Raw genomic sequence first — 20,919 nt, 5'->3', positions numbered from 1 at the left:
AGTTCCTAGTGTCTTTAAGGGGCACCGCGGCGCAGCGCAATCACAGGAACATCGCACCGGCAAAAAACAGCAAAGGGATCAGCCCCGCATCGCGGTTGGCGCGAAACAGCTTTAGGCAAATCGCGCTGTCGTCGATATCCAGAACCCGCATCTGCCACATCAGGTGTGCCCCCAGCGCCCAAGGCGCCAGCAGCGCGACCAATATCGCAAACGGGCGGTCGGCCTGGCCAGACATCGCGACCAAGATGGACAGCCCCATCAGGATCACGGTTGCCATCAAAAAGCGGCGTAACCATACAGGGGTGTTTTCGGCAAACAAGCGGGCGGTGGATTTCACCCCGATCAGGGCGTCATCCTCTTTGTCCTGGTGTGCATAGATGGTGTCATAGAACAGCGTCCAGACGATCCCGGCCACATACAGGATCAGCGGGGCGATATGCAGGCTGCCGGTATGGGCGACCCAGGCCAGCATGGCCCCCCAGTTGAACGCCAGACCCAGAAAGACCTGTGGCCACCAGGTAAAGCGCTTGGCAAAGGGATAGATCGCAACCGGCAGCAGCGCCAGCACCCCCATCAGGATCGCGGCCGTATTAAAGGTCAGCAGGATCGCGAAGGAAATCAGCGCCTGAACGCCCATCCACACCACAGCCTGTTTCACAGTCACCTGACCTGAGGGGATCGGGCGGGACTTGGTGCGCTCTACCGCGCCATCGAAATCCCGGTCGGTGATATCGTTCCACGTGCACCCGGCGCCGCGCATCAGCCACGCGCCCAGACCACAAGCGACAAAGATCCACAGATCATACAACCCGACCTGACCGTCATGCAGGATCGCCAGCGCCAAACCCCACCAGCAGGGCAGTAACAGCAGCCAAGTCCCGATGGGCCGGTCCGCCCGTGACAGCCTGAGATACGGGCGTGTGAACGCCGGCGCGCGATGGTCAACCCAATTGCCTTTCACAGCGTCGGAAACCTGGCCCTCTGGCTCTGGCATATGCGTGGGTTCGGGCATAAGAATGGGTCCATGACTGTGAAAATCCGCCTCTATGTAGACCATCCCTTGGGCGATGGGCAAACGGTTCCGCTGGACCGCGATCAGGCGCATTATCTGTTCGGCGTGATGCGCCAGCAGACGGGTGCGCAGGTGGCCTTGTTCAATGGCCGCGATGGGGAATGGCGCGCCGAGGCGACCAAGGCTGGTAAGCGAGCGGGCGAGCTGACCTGTCAGGAGCAGACCAAACCTTTGCAGATGCCGCCGGACCTGTGGTTGCTGTTCGCACCGATCAAAAAGGCGCGCACCGATTTCATCGTGGAGAAAGCCGCCGAAATGGGCGCGGCGCGGATCATGCCAGTGCAGACCGAGTTTACCAACTCTGAACGTATCCGTCAGGACCGGTTGCAGGCCCATGCCACAGAGGCCGCCGAGCAATGCGGCGGCACCTATGTCCCCGAGGTGTCGGATCTGCAAAAACTGGACCGTCTCTTGGCCGACTGGCCTGAAGATCGCCAGCTGATGTTCTGTGACGAGGCCGAGGCCGGTCAGGCCCGCGATCTGACCGCAGCCGATCCCGGAAAATGGGCCATTCTGATTGGTCCCGAGGGCGGCTTTTCCCCCGCCGAACGCAAACGCCTGCATGGGTTGCCCTATGCCCACGTGGTCAGCCTTGGGCCGCGTATCCTGCGGGCAGACACGGCAGCCGTGGCAGCGCTGACCATCTGGCAACAGGCGCTTGGGGACTGGGGCGCATGAGCCTGATCCGACCAAACGCAATGAAAGAACTGTCGCGCTGGGCCGAGCCCCTGACGGCATTGGCGATCATCGCGCTTGGGCTTTGGTGGGCGTTGACCACCTTTGGCGTCTTGATGTGGCTGGGGTGGGTTTTGGTGATCGCGGGAGGGGCCTTTCTGGTGTTGGGCATTCGCCGGGCCCGGTTCTGGCGCGGCACCGGAGGCCTGGGCCACGTCGATGTAGACGAGGGGACAATTACCTATTTCAGCCCCGACGGCGGGATCGTTTTGCCCATTGATGATCTGACCCGGATCACGTTGATCTCAAACGGGAATTCGCAGTGCTGGCGGTTGTTTGCGCGCGGTTTTCACCCGCTGAGCATTCCGGTGGATGCCAGCGGGGCGCAGGCCTTGTATGATGTCTTTGCCAGCCTGCCCGGAATCCGAATGGAATCGCTGCTTGGTGCATTGCAGAAGCCGGGCGAAAACGATGTTGTGATCTGGTCCCGAAACCTGACTGCGCTGCATTGACTTTGCCGGCGATAGGCCGCAATTCTGGCCGGACCTGAGGGACTTAAGACCGGAGCGAGACATGTCCATTCCCCAATCTGGCGGCGGGCCGATCGAGAACATGGCCCAGCTGGCCGAGTATCTGGAATCCGGCTGCAAACCAAAAGACGACTGGCGCATCGGGACCGAGCACGAAAAGTTCGGCTATTGCAAGGACACGCTGAAACCGATCCCCTACGAGGGCGAACGCTCGGTCCTGGCGGTGCTTGAAGGCCTGCGGGACGGTCACGGCTGGGCCCCGCTGGAAGAAAACGGCAAGCTGATTGGCCTTGAAAAAGACGGGGCTAATGTCAGTCTGGAACCGGGTGGGCAGTTGGAACTGTCCGGTGCCCCTCTGGAAACCATTCACCAGACTTGTGACGAGGTGAACGAGCACCTGCGCGACGTCAAAGACATCGCAGACAAAGTGGGTGTTGGCTTTATCGGGCTGGGCGCGGCCCCCATCTGGACGCATGAACAGATGCCGATGATGCCCAAGGGGCGCTACAAGCTGATGACCGACTACATGGATCGCGTCGGCACCATGGGCAAATCGATGATGTATCGGACCTGCACCGTGCAGGTGAACCTGGATTTCGCCTCCGAGGCGGACATGGTTCAGAAATTCCGCGTTGCCCTGGCGTTGCAGCCGGTGGCGACGGCGCTGTTTGCCAACTCGCCGTTTTTCGAAGGCAAGCCCAACGGTCACAAATCCTGGCGTTCGCGCGTTTGGCGTGATCTGGATGCGGATCGCACGGGAATGTTGCCGTTTGTGTTCGATCAGGGCTTTGGCTTTGAACAATACGTGGACTACGCCTTGGATGTGCCGATGTATTTCGTCTATCGCGACGGAAAATACATCGATGCGCTGGGGCAGTCCTTCCGTGATTTCCTGAAGGGCCAGTTGCCCGCGCTGCCCGGTGAGACGCCGACCCTGTCAGATTGGGCCGACCATCTGACCACCATTTTCCCCGAGGCGCGGATCAAGAAATTCATGGAGATGCGCGGCGCCGATGGTGGCCCGTGGCGCCGGATTTGCGCTCTGCCAGCGTTCTGGGTGGGACTGATGTATGATCAATCCAGCCTGGATGCGGCTTGGGATCTGGTCAAAGACTGGGATGCCGAAACGCGCGAGGCCTGGCGGGTCGAGGCCTCGGTCCACGGCTTACAGGCTGAGGTTGGTGGTGAAAAGATGATCGACCTGGCCGCCCGCGTGCTTGAGATTTCGCGCAAAGGCCTGATCGCCCGTCAGTGCAGCGGGCTGGGCGGAATGGTTCAGGATGAACGCCATTTCCTGCACGCGCTGGAAGACAGTCTAGAAGCCGGAATGACCCCGGCGGATGAACTTCTGGAACGCTATAACGGCGACTGGAATGGGGATCTGAGCAAGATCTACCAAGAGTTCAGCTATTGATGTGAAGGCCCCCCCATGTCGGGGCGCTATTCATTTCTGGCCGATCCTAGGTTCTGTGCCGGCGCGAATGCGACCGATATTGGCGCGGTGCGTCCAGAAAATCAGCAGGGTCAGGATGGCCCCCAGCGCGACCATGTGGCCATAGCCAAACACCACCATCCAGATCGAGGACAGCGCAGCAGCCATCAGCGCCGAGAAGCTGGAAATCCGCAGCACCACTGCGGTCAACAGCCACGTGGCGCAGGCCGCCAGCCCGACGGGCCAGGCCAGCCCCAGCAGCAGGCCCAGAAAGGTTGCCACGCCCTTGCCGCCTTTGAATTTCAGCCAGATCGGGAAGCAATGGCCCAGAAACGCCATCCCCCCGGCGATCTGCGCGGCATCCTCGGCGGCAAAACTGCGCGCCAGCAGCACCGCGGCGGCGCCCTTGCCCCCATCCAGCAGCAGGGTCAGAAACGCGGCCAGTTTATTGCCCGTCCGCAGCACGTTCGTGGCCCCGATATTGCCCGACCCGATCGAGCGCAGGTTGCCCAGCCCCATTAGCTTGGCCAGCACCATGCCGAACGGGATCGAACCCAGCCCATAGCCGATCAAGGCCCATAGCAGCAAAACGGTTTGTGTCGAGGTCATCTCGGGCATCACAGCTCTCCGAAGACTTGGGTGCCTGCAACGAATGTCGCCAGGACCTTACCTTGCATCCGCGCACCGTCAAATGGGGTGTTCTTGGATTTCGACAGCAGCTTGGCCCGATCCATGACAAAGGGCGCATCGGCGTCAAACAGCACCAGATCGGCGGGGGCACCGGTGCTCAGGCGACCACCGGGCAGGCCCAGACGCGTGGCCGGATTCAGCGACATGGCGCGGAACAGCTGCGGCAGGGTCAGATCGCCCGCGTGATACAGGCGCAGCGCTGCGGGCAAGAAGGTTTCCAGCCCCACCGCACCCGAGGCCGCCTCTTCAAAGGGCAAGCGCTTGGATTCTTCGTCCTGCGGCGTGTGCATCGAGCTGATGATGTCGATCAGCCCACCGCGCACGGCCTCGATCACGGCCATTCGGTCGTCTTCGGAGCGCAGCGGAGGTTTCACCTTGAAGAAGGTGCGATAGTCGGCCACGTCCAGTTCGTTCAGGGTCAGGTGGTGGATCGAGGTCCCGGCGGTGATGTCCAGCCCGTTGCGCTTGGCCCGTTCCAGCGCGGGCAAGGCGCGGGCGGTGGTGATCTGATCGGCATGGTATTTCGCACCGGTCATTTCCAGCAGAGCGATGTCGCGATCCAGCCCCATCCGTTCGGCCATGGGGGTCACGGCGGGCAACCCGCGCAGGGATGCAAATTTGCCGCTGGTCGCGGCCGCCCCTTTGGACAGGATCGGTTCCTGCGGATGGGCGATCACCAGCGCGTCCAGCGATTTGGCATAGGTCAGCGCGCGGCTGAAAACCTTGGTGTTGGTGACCACGTTGTCACCGTCGGAAAACGCCACGGCGCCCGCGTCCAGAAGGAAGCCCAGCTCGGTCATCTCGCGCCCCTCGCGGCCTTTGGTCAGGGCGGCGATTGGCACGACATGCACGGGCGCGGCCTCTTGTGCGCGGCGGGTGACGAATTCCAGCGTTTCGGGGCTGTCGATGGCCGGCAACGTGTCAGGACGGGTGACGATGGTGGTCACGCCCCCGGCGGCTGCGGCTTGCCCCGCGGATTTAAAGCTTTCCTTGTGGCGCTCGCCCGGTTCGCAGACTTTGACGCCGATATCCACGATCCCCGGCGCCAGGTGTTTGCCACGTCCATCAATCACCGTCGCGCCCTCGGGCACCGCGATTTCGGCGCCATGCGCGGCGATCTTGCCGTCTTGCAACAGGATCGAGCCATGCTCGATCGCGCTGGCCTGTGGGTCGATCATGTGGACGTTGGTGATCAGTGTCGTGGTCATGTGGTCTTCCCTTCAAGGGCTTTGGTCAGGGCCGAGTCCAGCACGGCCATGTTGTGGGCGGCGACGGGCCAGGTCAGGCTCCAGCTGCGCATCACACCTGTCTGGCTGTTCAGGCGCAGCACCCCGGGCAGGTTCAGCGCCTTGCGGATCGGGCCGCGGATCAGGGTGTAATCGACGGCGGTGCCGAACGAAAGAGCCTGCTCGATTTCGCCCTGAAAACGGGTGGCCTGTCCGGGGGCGATTTCAAACCGGATACGGCGGCGGTCAATGAAACGCGTCACCAGCCAGGGCATGAGGATCAGCAACAGCCCGATCAGAATGCCGGGCAAGGGCGCCTCGTATCGCATCCACAGGCCAAAGCCGCCCAGTATGCCCAGAATGGCGGGCATTGGACCTTTGGCCGTCAGCCCGTACAGGGGATGGGTCGTGATGACCTCGTCCAAGGTTTGTGTCCACAGGGTCATGCGCGGTCCTCGTTGCGATCAGCGCGCTGGATATTGCGCATCAGGTCATAAACTGCACGTCCGTCTGGGATGCGTTTAAACCCGATGCGGCGTGTGCGGGTGCGCCCTTTGACGCGGTATTCCTCGCTGGCGAAGAAGACCGATTTGAACGGCCCATCATCCAAGGACAAAGAGGTCTGCGCGCTGATGGGATAGCTGTGCAGCTTGCGGCTGGCCCAGGGGAAATCCGTGGCGATAAAGGCGCGCTTATTGGACAGCGAGTACCACGTGTATCGCGCCTTGATGCCGGGCCAAAACATGCCGCCGCCCATCAATCCGATCCCAACAGAAAAGTGGATCAACCCGAACATCCAGAAAAGGCCACCCGTCGAGGCCGCGCCGATCATCCAGAACACCGCAAATCCGGCAAAGAACAATCCAAAGACCATCTTGCCCAGCGATCCGGGGGTCAGTACAGGGGCGGTATCTGGGCGGCCCTGCCATTGGATTTCCTCGCCCGGGTCCAGAATGCCCTCCCATCCGCTCATGGGCGTGCTCCTGTCTGGGCGCGCTCGATCGCGGCGCGGGTGGCGGATTTGTCGGCCAGGTATTTCATCAGGTGCTTATCGCCTGACAGCGTGATGATCTGCAGAGCAGACCCCAGCGAACGAAATTCCTTGATTTCGGACAGGCGCACCGAGCGCCCCTGCGGGCCCATCAGCCGTTGGTTGGTCAGGTCCCAGCGGGCCTTCAGCTCGTCCGAGGCCACATAAAACGCGCGCACCGCAATCGCCGCCAAGCCGCCAATCGCGCCGGTCCAGACATGCGGGTTGCCCATGAAGAACAGGATCACCATCCCAGCAGCCATCGCAATGGCCGCCATCCAGGCGTGATCGCGCCAGTAGGCGGCCCGGTCCGAATGGATCTGCAACAGCAGCTCTTCGCCGTCTTGCAGTTCGTAGTTGGGGGTGAGGGATCCGTACATGTCTGCCTCTTGGTCAGCTATTGTGTGGGGACAGCAGGAAAATCAGCGTTCCGATGGCAATGCCCGCAAGCGGCAACAGCCAGCCCAGCCAACGCGGGAATTTCGGGGCTTTGGCGGCCGGGCCAACATCGCCCGTCGTGCCCTTGGCCGAGTCCGTCTGGATCGGGGTCAGGTCCAGCTCGGGGCGGGGTTCCGACCAGGTGCCCAGCCAGCGCAAAGGGTGGTGCAGCCGCAAGGTTTGCGCCTTGCCGCGAAACGCCGGGGACGAGATCAGCGCCACGTGCCCACGAACGTTGTTCAGCACGGTACGGTCGTCGCGCAGATCGGCGGGATCGATGTTGTAGGCCTCGCTCAGATAGGCGGCCAGGCCCATGTCATCCAGCTGTTTAACCGGAAAGATTTCAACATACGAGGGGTTCAGATCATAGATGCCCAAGGCCGAGATCAGCGGCCAGCCCTCGCGTTCGAAATCGGCGAAATCCTCGATCTCTTCGGGGGGCAGGTCCACCGCGAACAGGCGCACAACGCCCGTTTCACTGGCTGGAACCTCGATCCGGTCGCTCACGCCATCACCTCGGTTTCCTGGCGGGCGGCGCGCAGGTTGCGGGCCAGCAGGTCCATCGCGGCCATGCGCACGGCGACGCCCATTTCCACCTGTTCCTGAATGACCGAGCGGTTGATGTCATCGGCGATCTCGCCGTCGATTTCCACGCCACGGTTCATTGGGCCGGGGTGCATGACAATGGCGTCGTCCTTGGCCACGCTCAGTTTCTCGGCGTCCAGACCATAGCGGTGATAGTACTCGCGTTCCGAGGGGATAAAGCCGCCATCCATGCGTTCGCGCTGAAGGCGCAGCATCATCACCACGTCCACGTCCTGCAAGCCCTCGCGCATGTCGTGATAGACCTCGCAGCCAAACTGATCGATCTGGCTGGGCATCAGGGTCGGTGGGCCAACCAGGCGGATGCGGTTCTCCATCTTACCCAGCAGGATCAGGTTGGACCGGGCCACGCGGCTGTGGGCGATGTCCCCGCAGATGGCGATGTTTAGGCGGTGCAGGCGGCCCTTGGCGCGGCGGATGGTCAGCGCGTCCAGCAGGGCCTGCGTGGGGTGTTCGTGCTTGCCATCCCCGGCGTTCAGAACGGCGCAGTTCACCTTCTGCGCCAGCAGGTCCACCGCGCCCGAATGAGGATGACGCACCACCAGCAGATCGGGGTGCATCGCGTTCAGCGTCAGGGCGGTATCAATCAGGGTTTCCCCTTTTTTGATACTGCTGGCCTGCATCGCCATATTCATCACATCCGCGCCCAGTCGCTTGCCTGCCAGCTCGAAACTGGCTTGCGTGCGGGTCGAATTTTCGAAGAACATGTTGATCTGCGTCAGCCCGGCCAGCGCATCGGCATGTTTCACGTCGCGCCGATTCAGATCGACATACTGATCGGCCAGGTCCAGAACGGCGGTGATCTCGGTCGGGTGGAGGGGCTCGATCCCCAGAAGATGCTTTTGCGTGAACGTCATCGCCGCCTCCAGATTTGCTTGCCCTGCTTATATGTGGGGCCATGGCAGGGGGCAAGATAAGCCGGTGTCGCGGGGGCTGATTTGCTGGCTTTCGCAGGGGCGCGGGCCGAGATAGGGTTGGGCGCATGGAATCGGCGATGGACTATCATACGGCGCTTGCTCTTCTAGAGTGGCAGATCGAGCTGGGCGCAGACGAGGCGCTGGCCGATGCCCCTATTGATCGCTACGCCGCCGCCGAAGAAGCGCGCAAACTGGCCGAGGTTGCTCCGGCGCCTAAGGCCGGGGCGCAAACGGCCCCGGCGCCCAAGCCCAAGGTCGATCCCGTCTCTGTGGCCAAGGATATGGCGGCGCGGGTGCGATCGTTGGACGAATTGCGCGCAGCCATGCAGCAGTTTGACCATTGCGAGCTCAAACGCGGTGCCCGGAACCTGGTGTTCTGCGATGGCCATGCCGCGGCGCGCGTGATGATCATTGGCGAGGCCCCGGGCCGCGATGAGGACCGCGAGGGCCGTCCTTTTGTGGGCCGCGCCGGGCAGTTGCTGGACCGGATGCTGGACGCGATCGGGATGGACCGGCGCTCGGATGATCCGGCGCAGGCTGTGTACATCACCAACGTCCTGCCCTGGCGGCCGCCGCAGAACCGTGACCCCAAGCCCGAGGAAATCCAGATGCTGCTGCCTTTCCTGCGCAAGCATGTGGCGTTGGTAAAGCCGGATTTCGTGGTGCTGATGGGCAATATCTCATGTCAGGCGGGGCTGGGTAAACGCGGCATCACCCGGCTGCGCGGCCAATGGTCCGAGGCCTATGGCACCCCCGCGCTGCCCATGTTCCACCCGGCCTATCTGCTGCGCCAACCCCAGGCAAAACGCGAGGCCTGGGCCGATTTGCTGAGCCTGAAAGCGCGGCTTGGGGGGCTGTGATGGACCCGCTGGTGCTTTTGGCATTTATCCCTGCCGCATTGGCGCTGAACCTGACTCCGGGTGCGGATATGATGTTCTGTCTGGGGCAGGGGCTGCGCAGCGGGCCGGGCCCGGCGATCGCCGCCAGCGGTGGTATTGCGCTGGGCGGGTTCGTTCATGCTTTGGCGGCCGGATTGGGGCTGAGCGCGCTGATCTCGGCCCTACCGGGGGCGTTCGACGTCATTCGTTGGGTCGGTGTCGGGTATCTGCTGTGGCTGGCCTGGCAATCCTTGCGCGCCGGTCCGGTGCGCGGGGCGGTGCAGGGCGTTTCAGCCCGCCGCGCCTTTGCCCAAGGGTTCATCGTCAACCTGACCAACCCCAAGGTGATCCTGTTCGTGCTGGCCTTTGTTCCGCAATTCGTTGACCCCACACGCACGGTGCTGCCGCAATTCCTGATCTGCGGGGCCGTTCTGTCGCTGGGCGGGTTCATCATCAACGGCTTGGTCGGTCTCTTTGCGGGCGGGATTGGCCGCAAGCTGACCGGGGACGCCCGTTTTGCCACATGGCTGGGCCGGATCAGCGCGGGCATATTCGTAGCATTGGCGGCGCGTTTGGCGTTGATGCAAAGGGGATAGACATGGCGCGGATCGACGACAGCAAAGAATTCATTCCAGTGCGGATCGCGATCCTGACGGTCTCGGATACGCGGGGGTTGGCCGAGGACAAATCCGGTCAGACCCTGGTGGATCGACTGCAAGGGGCGGGCCACATCCTGGCCGATCGCCAAATCATCCAGGACGAGCGCGACCAGATCGCCGATCAGCTGCGCCGCTGGATCGCGGATCCCGACGTGGACGTGATCATCTCGACCGGGGGCACGGGGCTGACCGGGCGCGATGTAACCGTCGAGGCCCATCGCGACGTCTATGAAAAGGAAATCGACGCGTTCGGGACGGTGTTCACCATGGTCTCGATGCAGAAAATTGGCACCTCGGCGGTGCAAAGCCGCGCGACGGGGGGCGTTGCGGGTGGCACCTATCTGTTTGCGCTGCCCGGCAGCAGCGGGGCTTGCAAGGACGCCTGGGATGAAATCCTGCAATACCAGCTGGATTACCGCCACATGCCCTGCAATTTTGTCGAAATTTTTCCGCGTTTGGACGAACACAAGCGACGGAAATAGCTGCGGCCAGCGTAACACGCTTGTGCCTTGGCAAAAAAACATATGCCGCTAGGTTTATATGCCAGCCCTGCCTGGGCCTGCGAAAAGGGTGAATTCGAATGCGATTTCTGCGTCAAAGCCTGACTGGCTTGTTTCTGGTGGCCGTGACATTGGGTCTGTTGGTCTATGCGGGTGCGATGGTGTTTGACGCCCTCGAGCAACGCATGTCGCGCGAGGCGCGGGCGCCGCAGATCAGAGAGCGCGTCTTCGCGGTGAACGTGATCCCGGCCGTGGCTCAGACCGTGCGGCCGGAATTGTCGGCCTATGGCGAAGTGCAATCCATGCGAACCCTGGAAATCCGCGCCGCTGTGCGGGGCTCGGTGATCGAACTGGCAGAGGGTTTCGCCGAGGGTGGTTTGGTTCAGGCTGGGGATGTGCTGGTGCGGATTGACCCGGCCGACGCCGAAGCCGCACTGGAACGCGCCGAAGCTGACCATTTGGACGCCGAGCTGGAAAAACGCGAGGCGGCCCGGGCGCTGGAGCTTGCCAAGGACGAACTGGCCGCAACCGAGGAACAGGCGGCCTTGCGCGAACGCGCGTTCAAACGGGCGCAGGATCTGGCCGCGCGGGGGGTCTCGACCGAGGCAACCGTGGAAACCGCCGAACTGGCGGCCTCCTCGGCACGGCAATCCGTGGTGTCGCGCCGCCAATCCCTGGCTCAGGCCGAGGCCCGTGTCGATCAGGCCGACACGACGCTGAACCGCGCAGGCATTGCCCTGGCCGAGGCCAAACGCACCCTGGCCGACACCGTGATCCGCGCGGAATTTGACGGCTCGCTAAGCAACGTGAACGTGGTGCAGGGTGGGCTGGTCTCGCAAAACGAGGTTCTGGCCGAGCTGGTGGATGGCAACGCGCTGGAGGTCTCGTTTCGGATTTCGACCCCGCAATATGCGCGGTTGCTGGACGAAAATGGCCAGCTGGCCAAATCGCCGGTCTCGGTGGTGCTGAACCTGTATGGCGAAAACCTGACGGCCACGGGCCAGATTGATCGTGACAGTGCAGCCGTGGGCGAAGGCCAGACCGGCCGGTTGATCTTTGCGCGGTTGGAAAACGCGCGGGGGCTGAAACCGGGCGATTTCGTCAGCGTGTCGGTGCAGGAACCCCCCATCGAATTTGTGGTGCGCTTGCCTGCAACGGCGCTGGATGCCGCCGACAGGGTTTTGGTTTTGGGCGAGGACGACCGGCTGGCTTCGGTTGATGTGCGTCTGGTGCGGCGGCAGGGCGATGACGTTCTGGTGCGCTCGCCGGATCTGATCGGCCAAGAGGTCGTGACCGAACGCACGCCCTTGCTGGGCGCAGGCATCAAGGTCCGCCCGTTGCGCGGCGAAGCGGCCACCCAGATCGAAGAGCCCGAGATGGTCGAACTGACCGCAGAACGTCGCGCCAAGCTGGTGGCGTTTGTTGAGGCCAACTCGAGGATGCCCGCCGAGATCCGCACCCGTCTGCTGCGCGGACTGGAGAAGGACAAGGTTCCCGCGGCAATGGTCGAACGGCTTGAATCCCGGATGGGGGGCTAACCGATGATCCGCGCAATCCCTCCGGCGGCGGGCGGCATCCTGTCCTATTTCACTCGGCATAAAACGGCCGCGAACCTGTTGTTGGTGGTGCTGATTGTGTTGGGGCTGGCCGCTGTCCCCCGAATGCGGGCGCAGTTTTTTCCCGATGTGATCCTGGACGATGTGACGGTGACGGTCACCTGGGACGGCGCCGGGGCCGAGGACGTGGACGCCGCAATCGTGCAGGTTCTGGAACCGGCCTTGTTGGTGGTCGAAGGCGTGGCCAGCAGCGAAAGCCGCAGCTCGGAAGGCAAGGCGCGGATCAACCTGGAATTCGAACCCGGTTGGGACATGTCCCGCGCGGCGGATGATGTGCAATCGGCAGTCGATGCCGTCACCACGCTGCCCGAAGAGGCCGAAGACCCCAAGGTCAAGCGCGCGGCCTGGCGCGACCGGGTGACAGATGTGGTGATCACCGGACCCGTCGGACCGGATCAGCTGGGCCTGTTCGCGGATGAGTTGGTGACACGCCTGTTCGCCGAAGGCGTGACGCGCACCACGGTGCGTGGCGTCGCGGCCAATCAGATCATGGTCGAAGTGCCCAGCCTGAACCTGATGGCGCATGATGTCACGATCGCTCAGATCGCCGCCGCCATTGCAGAAGAGGTCGATGCGGACCCGGCTGGGGACGTCAGCGGTGGCAACGCGCGGGTTCGTACAGGGGTCGAGAAACGCTCGGTCCGAGAAATCTCGGATATCGCGCTGCGCACGCGCGATGATGGCTCGACCCTGACAGTTGGGGATGTCGCGCAGATCAGCCTGTTGGGCAGTGATCGCAACCGTGTGTATTTCGTAGGCGACAATCCTGCAGTTTCGGTGCGGGTGGATCGCTCGGACACGGGGGATGCGATCAAGATCCAGGAACAGGTGCAACAGGTCGCGACCGAAATGGAGGCCACGCTGCCGCAGGGGGTGACGATCGAACTGATCCGTACCCGGGCCGAGGCGATCACCGCGCGCCTGAACATCCTGACCGAGAACGGCCTGATGGGCCTTGGGTTGGTGCTGATCCTGCTGTTCCTGTTCCTGAATGCACGCACGGCCTTTTGGGTGGCGGCGGGTATTCCGGTGTCGATGCTGACGGCCATTGCGCTGATGTATGCCGCTGGCCTGACGATCAATATGATCAGCCTGTTTGGTCTGATCATCACGCTGGGTATCGTGGTGGATGACGCCATTGTCGTGGGTGAACACGCTGATCACTTGTCGCGTAACGGCCATGGTCCGACAGGTGCCGCTGAAACGGCCGCGCGCCGTATGGCGTTGCCGGTATTTTCTGCCACGCTGACGACGATTATCGCGTTTTTTGGACTGACCGCCGTGGGGGGGCGGTTCGGAGACCTGATCCGCGACATTCCCTTCACAGTGATCGTGGTGCTGATTGCCTCGTTGATTGAATGTTTCCTGATCCTGCCCAACCACATGGCCCACGCGCTGAAACATGCCGCCAAAGAGCGTTGGTACGATTGGCCCTCGCGCACCGTGAACAAAGGGTTCCGCTGGGTGCGTACGAACCTGTTCCGGCCGCTGACGGCTGGGGTGATCCGGGCGCGCTATCCGGTGATCGCGGTTGCTTGTGTGTTGTTGGCCAGTCAGGCGGCCGTGTTCATTCGGGGCGATGTGCAATGGCGGTTCTTCAATGCGCCTGAGCGGGGCAGCGTGACGGGGAACTTTTCGATGCTGCCGGGGGCCACGCGCGAGGACAGCCTGGCCATGATGCGCGAATTTCAACGCGCAACCGAGGCCTTGGGTGCCGAATATGAACAGCGCCATGGCACCAATCCTCTGACCTATGTGATCGCTGAGGTGGGCGGGAATGCGGGGCGCCAATTGCCCGGGGCCGACACCAAGGATGCCGATCAACTGGGCGGGATCTCGATTGAACTGATTGACGCTGATCTGCGCCCCTATTCCAGCTTTGCCTTCGTCGCCGAACTGCAAGACGCGGTGCGTCGCCATCCGATGGTTGAAACCATTAGCTTCCGTGGCTGGCGGTCCGGCCCGGGGGGCGAGGCCCTGGATGTGCAATTCTACGGCGCCACTGCCGACACGCTGAAGGCCGCCAGCGAAGCCCTGCAAGAAGAACTGCTGCGCTTCCCCGAAGTGTCCGCCGTCGAGGACAACCTGTCCTATGACAAGGACGAGATCATCCTGGAACTGACACCGCAGGGGCAGGCGCTGGGCTTTACCATTGATGGTCTGGGGCGTGTTCTGCGTCATCGTCTGAACGGGCTAGAGGCCGCGACCTTCCCGGATGGGCCGCGCAGCGCCACGATCCGCGTGGAACTGCCCGACGAAGAGCTGGCCGCCGATTTTCTGGAAACGATGCAACTGCGGACGGATCTTGGGGAATATGTGCCACTGGCCGATATCGTCAGCGTCGACACGCGCTCGGGATTTTCGACCGTGCGGCGCGAAAACGGGCTGCGGCTGATTTCGGTCACAGGGGATATTTCCGAGGATGACCCCGCCCGCGCCGAGGAAATCAACCGCCTGCTGGAAACCGAGATCTTGCCCAAGATCGCCAGCGAAAAGCAGGTTGAATGGCGCATGTCCGGCTTGTCCGAACAAGAGGACGAATTCCTGAATGACGCCATGACCGGGCTGACACTGTGCTTGGTGGGGATTTATCTGGTGCTGGCCTGGGTGTTCTCCAGCTGGACGCGTCCGGTGGTGGTGATGGCCATCATTCCCTTTGGTTTGGTTGGCACGATCTATGGCCATGCGCTGTGGGATGTGCCGCTGTCCATGTTCACCGTCGTGGGGCTGATCGGGATGACGGGGATCATCATCAACGACTCGATCGTTCTGGTCACCACGATTGACGAATATGCCGCCGAGCGGGGCCTGATCCCCGCAATTATCGAGGGCACCTCGGATCGTTTGCGCCCGGTGATGTTGACGACGTTGACCACCGTGCTGGGCCTGGCGCCGCTGCTGTACGAGACCTCGCAACAGGCGGCATTCCTGCGACCCACGGTGATCACGCTGGTCTATGGACTGGGCTTTGGGATGCTGCTGGTTCTGGTCGTGGTGCCCGCGCTGATTGCCATTCAGCATGACTTGCGCCGGAATATTACCGCTCTGCGTCGCTCGGCACGGGTGCGAGGGCTGTGGCTGCCCATGGGGACGGCCGTTTTGGCACTGGCGGCATGGCTGGGGCTGACGATGGGCTGGCCGGTGGTCACAGGGCAAACGCACCCGATTCTGGCCTCGCTGACCATTGCCACTACAGGGGGCGGGCTGGCCCTGTTCCTGATCGGAGCGTTGGGAATTGTCGTGGTGTTATATGTGATGTCGCTGTTGGTGACGGTGATCCGTCGCCCCGCCTGAGCGGGTTAATCCGCAGGGCAGCCCTGAATGTCCACCGCGTGATCGCTGCCCAGAACCGTCAGGCGCAGGCCAGAACGGTCCAGAGCAAAGCTGTCCTCGCTCATGTGCACCAGTTCGGTACGCACGGTCAGCGTATCCCCAATGCGCTGAGTTTCCGCCTCGGCCACCCAAATCTCGGGGTCGGCTGTTTCCACCACTGTGTATTCATGCGCCCCGGCGCGGGGCATTTGAACCGTCGCCGACAGCGCCAGCCCATCCTCGGTCAGCGAAATGTCACAGCTCACGCGACCAACACCGGCCATTTGCGCCGAATAGGGTTGGTCTGTCAGCGCAGCCGAGATTGTGGCATCGCGCAGCTTTTCCAGCGGCAGATCTGCGTTAAAGCCCAGATCCGCAGGCACACAAACGTCTTTGCAAATGCCAATCTGAATTTCACCGCTCAGCGCGATTGGCTGGGCTGGATCCCTGGGGGTCAGCACCACCGGCAGCACCAGATCATCCTGATACCCGACCGAGGTCATACCGTTTTGCGAAAACACCTCGGGGGTGGGCCAGACCGGCATGATTTTCGCCAGATTGTCCGAGCCGGACCAGTCAATCATCGGCGGAATGCCTGCATCCCCCGGCGCGCGCCAATAGGTTTTCCAACCCGGCGCCAGCTCGATGCGCAGGGCGGCCACATGGGTGCCATCAGCGCTGCGCCATCCGGGCAGCACCTCCAGCGACACCACGCGCTGGGCATAGTCTTCGGCCGTGGCGGGCTGGCCCGACAGGCCAATCGCGGCGATCGCACAAATGAGAACAGGTCTGATCATCCTTCCGATGTGGGCTAATTTCCGCTCAATTCCAACTCACATTCGGGCGAGGGGATGTGACAAATCACACAAGCGTGGTTTTTGTGTCGCGGGTGCTGGACCCGGGCGGCGCGGGTTCTTATCTTTGATCTATGGATACTGAAAACGCCCCGCTGAACCTGACCGGAAAGCTGTTGATCGCGATGCCTGCGATGGGCGATCCCCGGTTTGAACAATCGGTGGTGCTGATCTGCGCGCATTCCGACGAGGGCGCGATGGGCCTGATCGTCAACAAACCCACGGGCGAGGTCGCCCTGTCCGACATGCTGGAACAGCTGGAAATTTCGCATGGCCCTGACAGCCGTCAGCTGGGGGTTTCCTTTGGCGGTCCGGTCGAACAAAGCCGCGGATTTGTCCTGCACTCGCTGGATTATGTCAGCATGGTCAATACCTTGAAGGTCGAAGGCGTGTTCGGACTGACCGCGACGCTTGATATCCTCGAGGCGCTGGCCAAAGGGCAGGGCCCCGAGCGCGCCCTGGTCGCGATCGGCTATGCTGGTTGGGGGCCTGGGCAGCTTGAGGACGAGTTGAGCCAGAACGCCTGGTTGACCTGTGATTCCAATATGGAGCTGGTGTTCGATTTGCCCGATCAGGGAAAATGGGACGGCGCGTTGAAATCGCTGGGCGTGGACGCGTTGATGCTGTCCTCGGATGCGGGCCACGCATAGAGGCCGCCTGAGATCACGTTTGCGTGTCTAGTCGCGCGGCGCGGCGGCCCGTGCCAGCCGATCGTTGATCGCAATCCCCAACCCACGCATCGGTACCGGGCTGACGGCGATTCCCTTGGGATTCATCGCGTCCAGCGCGTGCAGATGGTGGAACAGATTCGCCGCAGCCTCGACCAGATCCCCGCTTTCAGACAGGTTCAGCGTACATGTCACCGGACCAAAGCCCAGCAAGAGCTCGTCCTCGGTGATGTCGGTAGCGTTCAGCCTGACCCGCGCGCCGGGGGCATAGTGCGACAGCATCTGACCGGGCGCGGTCAACGGATCGGATTGATCGCGTTGGGCAAGCGGGGCGCCCAGAATGGCCTCAATCTCCTCTGCTGCAACGCCACCGGGGCGCAACAGCATCGGGGCACCGGACAGGCCGATAATGGTTGATTCCACGCCAACCGGGCAGGGGCCTCCGTCCAGGATGCCCTCGATCCGGCCCGACAGGCCGTCAATGACGTGCTGCGCCGTGGTGGGGCTGATCTTGCCCGAGGGATTGGCCGAGGGCGCGGCGACCGGCCCGTCAAAGGCCGCCAGCAGTGCTTGCGCGACCGGATGGGCGGGCACACGGATCGCCAGTGTGGGCAGCTCGGCCGTAACCAGCGGGGACAGGCCCGCATCGGCGCGCAGCGGCAACACCAGCGTCAGGGCCCCAGGCCAGAACGCCGAGGCCAGACGTTGCGCGGTGTCCGACCATTCAACATAGCGCTGCGCCACCTGCGCCGAGGCCACGTGAACGATCAGCGGATTGAAATGCGGGCGTCCCTTGGCCTGAAAGATCCGCGCCACCGCGTGATCATCACGGGCGTCAGCGCCCAGACCATAGACGGTCTCGGTTGGCAGGGCGATCAGCCCTCCGGCGGAAAGCGTTTCCGCAGCGCGGGCGATGCCATCAGGCTCGGGGGTCAGATGAAGGGTGTTGAGGGCAGACATGGCCTATGACGCGGCGTTTTGGTTGATGCATTCGGACCGATAGATACTTTCTTCGGCACGCGTTTTTGAATAACTGCGTATGACTTGAATTCCAAGCCATCCCGAGAGAAGGAGACCAGAGATGCCGTATCGTGCCCCAGTCGAAGACTACCAGTTTATTTTCGAGAATGTCGTGGACATGGCGGCCGTCGCTGGCACGGAACGCTTTGCCGAGACTGCGGTTCCGGACATGACCTCGGCGGTGCTGACCGAAATGGGCAAGATGGCCGAAGAGATCCTGTTCCCGTTGCAGCGCAATGGGGATCTGGATGGCGCGGTGCTGGAAAACGGGGTGGTGCGGACCTCGAAAGGCTATGCCGATGCGTTCAAGGCCATGGGCGAGGGCGGCTGGATCGCCGTATCGGCGGGCGAAGAACATGGCGGCATGGGCCTGCCGCTGGCGATGAATACCGCCTGCAACGAGATGGTCACCTCGACCGCGATGGCGCTGGGTCTGTGCCCGTTGCTGACGCAGGGCCAGATCGAGGCATTGGAGCACCACGCCTCGGACGAGTTGAAAGAAATGTACCTGCCGCGCCTGATCACCGGCGAATGGACTGGCACGATGAACCTGACCGAACCGGGCGCGGGCTCGGATGTTGGCGCGCTGAAATCCAAGGCCGAGCGCAATGACGATGGTACCTATTCGGTGACGGGTCAGAAGATTTTCATCACCTGGGGCGATCATGATTTTGGCGGCAATGTGTGTCACCTGGTGCTTGCACGCCTGCCCGATGGCATGGCCGGCACCAAGGGTATCAGCTTGTTCATGGTCCCGAAATTCCTGCCCAACCAAGATGGCAGCCTGGGCGAACGTAACAGCCTGAATGTGGTCAGCCTGGAACACAAACTGGGCATCCACGGCAGCCCTACCTGCGTGATGCAGTTTGATGGCGCCAAGGGCTGGCTTGTGGGCAAGGAACACGGCGGTATGGCGGCGATGTTCACCATGATGAACAACGCGCGTCTGGGTGTGGGCACTCAAGGTGTGGGCGCGGCCGAGGGCGCCTATCAGCACGCGCTGGCCTATGCCCAGGAACGCGATCAGATGGGCACGATCATCAACCACGCCGATGTACGCCGGATGCTGTTGACGATGAAGGCCGATACTTTTGCCGCCCGCGCACTGGTGCTGGATTGCTCGGTCGCGCTGGATATGGGGGTGGCGACTGGCGATGCCGCATGGAAGGCCCGCGGCGCGCTGCTGACCCCCATCGCCAAGGCCTTTTCCACCGATATCGGCATCGCCGTGGCCGAGCTGGGCGTGCAGATCCACGGCGGCATGGGCTTTATCGAGGAAACCGGCGCCGCGCAGTTTAGCCGCGACGTGCGCATCACCTCGATCTACGAAGGCACCAATGGTATCCAGGCGATGGACCTGGTGGGCCGCAAGATGATGGATGGGGGCGAGGCCGCCTTTGCCCTGTTGGACGAAATCGAAGGACATGCCGAACAGGCCCGTCTGGCATTGCCCGAGCTGGCCGAGCCTGTTTGGCAGGCCACGGAGACGCTGCGCGAGGCGGTGGAATGGATGGCGGCTCAGTCAGATATGAATGAACGTTTCGCAGGCTGTGTGCCTTTCCTAACCGCCTTTGGGCGTGTCCTGGGGGGGCACTATCATCTGAAGGCCGCGATGGCCGAGGGTGGCAAGGGCACCCGTACCAAGGTGGCGCGCTTCTACATCAATCGTTTGCTGCCGCAATATGCCGGCCAGCTGGAACACGCCCGGGCCGGTGCCTCGGACCTGTTTGACATCACCAACGAGGAGCTGTGCGCATAATGGACGGCACGGGCAACGGCATCCGATATCCCTGGGACACGGCCCCCGACGCGGGGCAAGCGATCGAGGTCGCCGAGGGTGTCCTGTGGCTGCGGTTCCCGCTGCCGATGGCGTTGGATCATGTGAACATCTACGTGCTGGACGAAGGCGACAGCTGGACCATCATTGACTCGGGCATGTTTACCAAAAAGTCCGTGGCGATCTGGGAACAGGTGCTGGCAGGCCCTCTGAAGGGCAAGCCAGTCGGGCGGGTGATCCTGACTCATCACCACCCCGACCATGTTGGCATGGCGGGCTGGTTCGTGGCCCGTGATGCTGCGCTGTGGTCCACGCGGACTTCGTATCTGATGACGCGGATGCTGATTCTGGATGTGGAACACAAGGTGACGCCGCAGGTTCAGCAATTCTGGCGCCGTGCGGGCATGGCCGAAGACGTGTTGCAAAAGCGGATGAACGAACGGCCCTTCAATTTCGCGGACGTATGTCACGAGCTGCCTGTGGGCTATCAGCGGGTTCAGCAAGACGATGTTATCCGCGCTGGCGGGCGTGATTGGGATATCCATATCGGCAACGGGCACGCGCCCGAACACCTGACCATGTGGAGCCGCGACTGCAATCTGGTGCTATCGGGCGATCAGATCCTGCCCTCGATCAGCCCCAATATCGGCGTGCACGCAACCGAGCCCGAGGCCGACCCGCTGGCCGACTGGATGGAAAGCTGCACCCGCTTGCAAACGCTGGCGCAAGAAGAGCACTTGGTGCTGGGCGGGCACAAGCTGCCGTTCACCGGATTGGCCACGCGGATGCATCAATTGATCGAAAACCACCACGGATGCTTGCGGCGTCTGCGCGATCACCTGGCGACCCCGAAAACCGCAGCCGAGTGCTTTCCCCCGCTGTTCAAACGCAAAATTGATGGGGGAACCTACGGATTGGCCCTTGTCGAAGCGGTCGCACATCTGAATCATCTGTACCAGACCAACGAGGTCAGCCGCACCCTGCGCGAGGACGGGGCGTGGCAATGGCAGATGAAAGGGTAA

General features: G+C 62.5%; 21 protein-coding genes. 11 read left to right on the top strand and 10 right to left on the bottom strand.

The window, feature by feature from the left end; all coding sequences use genetic code 11:
* Positions 1–40 precede the first annotated feature (40 nt).
* Positions 41–1,012 (bottom strand): 4-hydroxybenzoate octaprenyltransferase, encoded by a 972-nt coding sequence (gene ubiA, locus ACXADQ_RS03125; RefSeq protein WP_475315314.1) that lies wholly within the window; start codon positions 1,010–1,012, stop codon positions 41–43.
* Positions 1,013–1,024: 12 nt separating this feature from the next.
* On the opposite strand from ubiA, the gene ACXADQ_RS03120 reads away from it, so the two are divergent.
* The 3 genes from ACXADQ_RS03120 (at position 1,025) to ACXADQ_RS03110 (ending at position 3,691) form a co-directional block, all read left to right on the top strand.
* On the top strand, positions 1,025–1,750 hold the full coding sequence (locus ACXADQ_RS03120) for a 16S rRNA (uracil(1498)-N(3))-methyltransferase (RefSeq protein ID WP_475315310.1): 726 nt from the start codon (positions 1,025–1,027) through the stop codon (positions 1,748–1,750).
* Positions 1,747–2,259 carry an SHOCT domain-containing protein gene (locus ACXADQ_RS03115; protein WP_475315308.1) on the top strand — a complete coding sequence of 171 codons (513 nt, stop codon included), beginning with the start codon at positions 1,747–1,749 and terminating at the stop codon, positions 2,257–2,259. Before ACXADQ_RS03120 ends, ACXADQ_RS03115 begins: the two co-directional genes overlap by 4 nt.
* Before the next feature lie 61 nt (positions 2,260–2,320).
* The gene (locus ACXADQ_RS03110; protein ID WP_475315306.1) at positions 2,321–3,691 is read left to right on the top strand and encodes a glutamate--cysteine ligase; all 1,371 of its coding nucleotides are present in this window, start codon (positions 2,321–2,323) and stop codon (positions 3,689–3,691) included.
* 30 nt (positions 3,692–3,721) lie between these two features.
* On the opposite strand, the gene plsY is transcribed toward ACXADQ_RS03110, so the two are convergent.
* The 7 genes from plsY to ACXADQ_RS03075 are packed head-to-tail and all read right to left on the bottom strand — an operon-like array spanning position 3,722 to position 8,553.
* On the bottom strand, positions 3,722–4,327 hold the full coding sequence (plsY, locus tag ACXADQ_RS03105) for a glycerol-3-phosphate 1-O-acyltransferase PlsY (RefSeq protein ID WP_475315304.1): 606 nt from the start codon (positions 4,325–4,327) through the stop codon (positions 3,722–3,724).
* Entirely contained in the window at positions 4,327–5,607 is a 1,281-nt protein-coding gene (pyrC, locus tag ACXADQ_RS03100; protein ID WP_475315302.1) for a dihydroorotase, read from the bottom strand. The genes plsY and pyrC overlap by 1 nt, the downstream gene beginning before the upstream one ends.
* Complete coding sequence (locus ACXADQ_RS03095; protein ID WP_475315298.1) at positions 5,604–6,071, bottom strand: hypothetical protein; 468 nt, start codon at positions 6,069–6,071, stop codon at positions 5,604–5,606. Before ACXADQ_RS03095 ends, pyrC begins: the two co-directional genes overlap by 4 nt.
* Positions 6,068–6,598 (bottom strand): aspartate carbamoyltransferase catalytic subunit, encoded by a 531-nt coding sequence (locus ACXADQ_RS03090; protein WP_475315294.1) that lies wholly within the window; start codon positions 6,596–6,598, stop codon positions 6,068–6,070. The genes ACXADQ_RS03095 and ACXADQ_RS03090 overlap by 4 nt, the downstream gene beginning before the upstream one ends.
* The gene (locus ACXADQ_RS03085) at positions 6,595–7,035 is read right to left on the bottom strand and encodes a hypothetical protein (protein WP_475315291.1); all 441 of its coding nucleotides are present in this window, start codon (positions 7,033–7,035) and stop codon (positions 6,595–6,597) included. Before ACXADQ_RS03085 ends, ACXADQ_RS03090 begins: the two co-directional genes overlap by 4 nt.
* Positions 7,036–7,048: 13 nt before the next feature.
* Positions 7,049–7,600 carry a hypothetical protein gene (locus ACXADQ_RS03080; protein ID WP_475315288.1) on the bottom strand — a complete coding sequence of 184 codons (552 nt, stop codon included), beginning with the start codon at positions 7,598–7,600 and terminating at the stop codon, positions 7,049–7,051.
* Entirely contained in the window at positions 7,597–8,553 is a 957-nt protein-coding gene (locus tag ACXADQ_RS03075; protein WP_475315284.1) for an aspartate carbamoyltransferase catalytic subunit, read from the bottom strand. Before ACXADQ_RS03075 ends, ACXADQ_RS03080 begins: the two co-directional genes overlap by 4 nt.
* Positions 8,554–8,678: 125 nt before the next feature.
* Between ACXADQ_RS03075 and ACXADQ_RS03070 the strand changes: the two genes are divergently transcribed.
* From ACXADQ_RS03070 to ACXADQ_RS03050, 5 genes are all read left to right on the top strand, one after another.
* Positions 8,679–9,473 (top strand): uracil-DNA glycosylase, encoded by a 795-nt coding sequence (locus ACXADQ_RS03070; RefSeq protein WP_475315279.1) that lies wholly within the window; start codon positions 8,679–8,681, stop codon positions 9,471–9,473.
* Positions 9,470–10,087: a LysE family translocator gene (locus ACXADQ_RS03065; RefSeq protein WP_475315274.1), complete on the top strand. Its 618-nt coding sequence runs from the start codon at positions 9,470–9,472 to the stop codon at positions 10,085–10,087. The genes ACXADQ_RS03070 and ACXADQ_RS03065 overlap by 4 nt, the downstream gene beginning before the upstream one ends.
* 2 nt (positions 10,088–10,089) lie before the next feature.
* Complete coding sequence (gene moaB, locus ACXADQ_RS03060; protein WP_475315272.1) at positions 10,090–10,632, top strand: molybdenum cofactor biosynthesis protein B; 543 nt, start codon at positions 10,090–10,092, stop codon at positions 10,630–10,632.
* A 98-nt stretch (positions 10,633–10,730) separates the two neighbouring features.
* Positions 10,731–12,188, top strand: a complete 1,458-nt coding sequence (locus tag ACXADQ_RS03055; protein ID WP_475315269.1) for an efflux RND transporter periplasmic adaptor subunit — start codon at positions 10,731–10,733, stop codon at positions 12,186–12,188.
* Between the two features lie 3 nt (positions 12,189–12,191).
* On the top strand, positions 12,192–15,560 hold the full coding sequence (locus ACXADQ_RS03050; protein ID WP_475315265.1) for an efflux RND transporter permease subunit: 3,369 nt from the start codon (positions 12,192–12,194) through the stop codon (positions 15,558–15,560).
* 5 nt (positions 15,561–15,565) lie between these two features.
* Here ACXADQ_RS03050 and ACXADQ_RS03045 read toward each other — a convergent pair whose 3' ends face one another.
* The gene (locus ACXADQ_RS03045) at positions 15,566–16,375 is read right to left on the bottom strand and encodes a protein-disulfide reductase DsbD domain-containing protein (RefSeq protein WP_475315260.1); all 810 of its coding nucleotides are present in this window, start codon (positions 16,373–16,375) and stop codon (positions 15,566–15,568) included.
* 152 nt (positions 16,376–16,527) lie between these two features.
* Between ACXADQ_RS03045 and ACXADQ_RS03040 the strand changes: the two genes are divergently transcribed.
* Positions 16,528–17,082 carry a YqgE/AlgH family protein gene (locus tag ACXADQ_RS03040; protein WP_475326026.1) on the top strand — a complete coding sequence of 185 codons (555 nt, stop codon included), beginning with the start codon at positions 16,528–16,530 and terminating at the stop codon, positions 17,080–17,082.
* Between the two features lie 27 nt (positions 17,083–17,109).
* Here ACXADQ_RS03040 and ACXADQ_RS03035 read toward each other — a convergent pair whose 3' ends face one another.
* Positions 17,110–18,060 carry an L-threonylcarbamoyladenylate synthase gene (locus tag ACXADQ_RS03035; protein WP_475315258.1) on the bottom strand — a complete coding sequence of 317 codons (951 nt, stop codon included), beginning with the start codon at positions 18,058–18,060 and terminating at the stop codon, positions 17,110–17,112.
* 121 nt (positions 18,061–18,181) lie between these two features.
* Here ACXADQ_RS03035 and ACXADQ_RS03030 point away from each other — a divergent pair, with 121 nt between their 5' ends.
* On the top strand, positions 18,182–19,879 hold the full coding sequence (locus tag ACXADQ_RS03030; RefSeq protein ID WP_475315255.1) for an acyl-CoA dehydrogenase: 1,698 nt from the start codon (positions 18,182–18,184) through the stop codon (positions 19,877–19,879).
* Complete coding sequence (locus ACXADQ_RS03025; RefSeq protein WP_475315253.1) at positions 19,879–20,919, top strand: MBL fold metallo-hydrolase; 1,041 nt, start codon at positions 19,879–19,881, stop codon at positions 20,917–20,919. Before ACXADQ_RS03030 ends, ACXADQ_RS03025 begins: the two co-directional genes overlap by 1 nt.

It is taken from the genome of Thalassovita sp. ABM4_323 (genome assembly GCF_056158665.1).
This window is presented reverse-complemented; position numbering and strand designations above follow the sequence as displayed.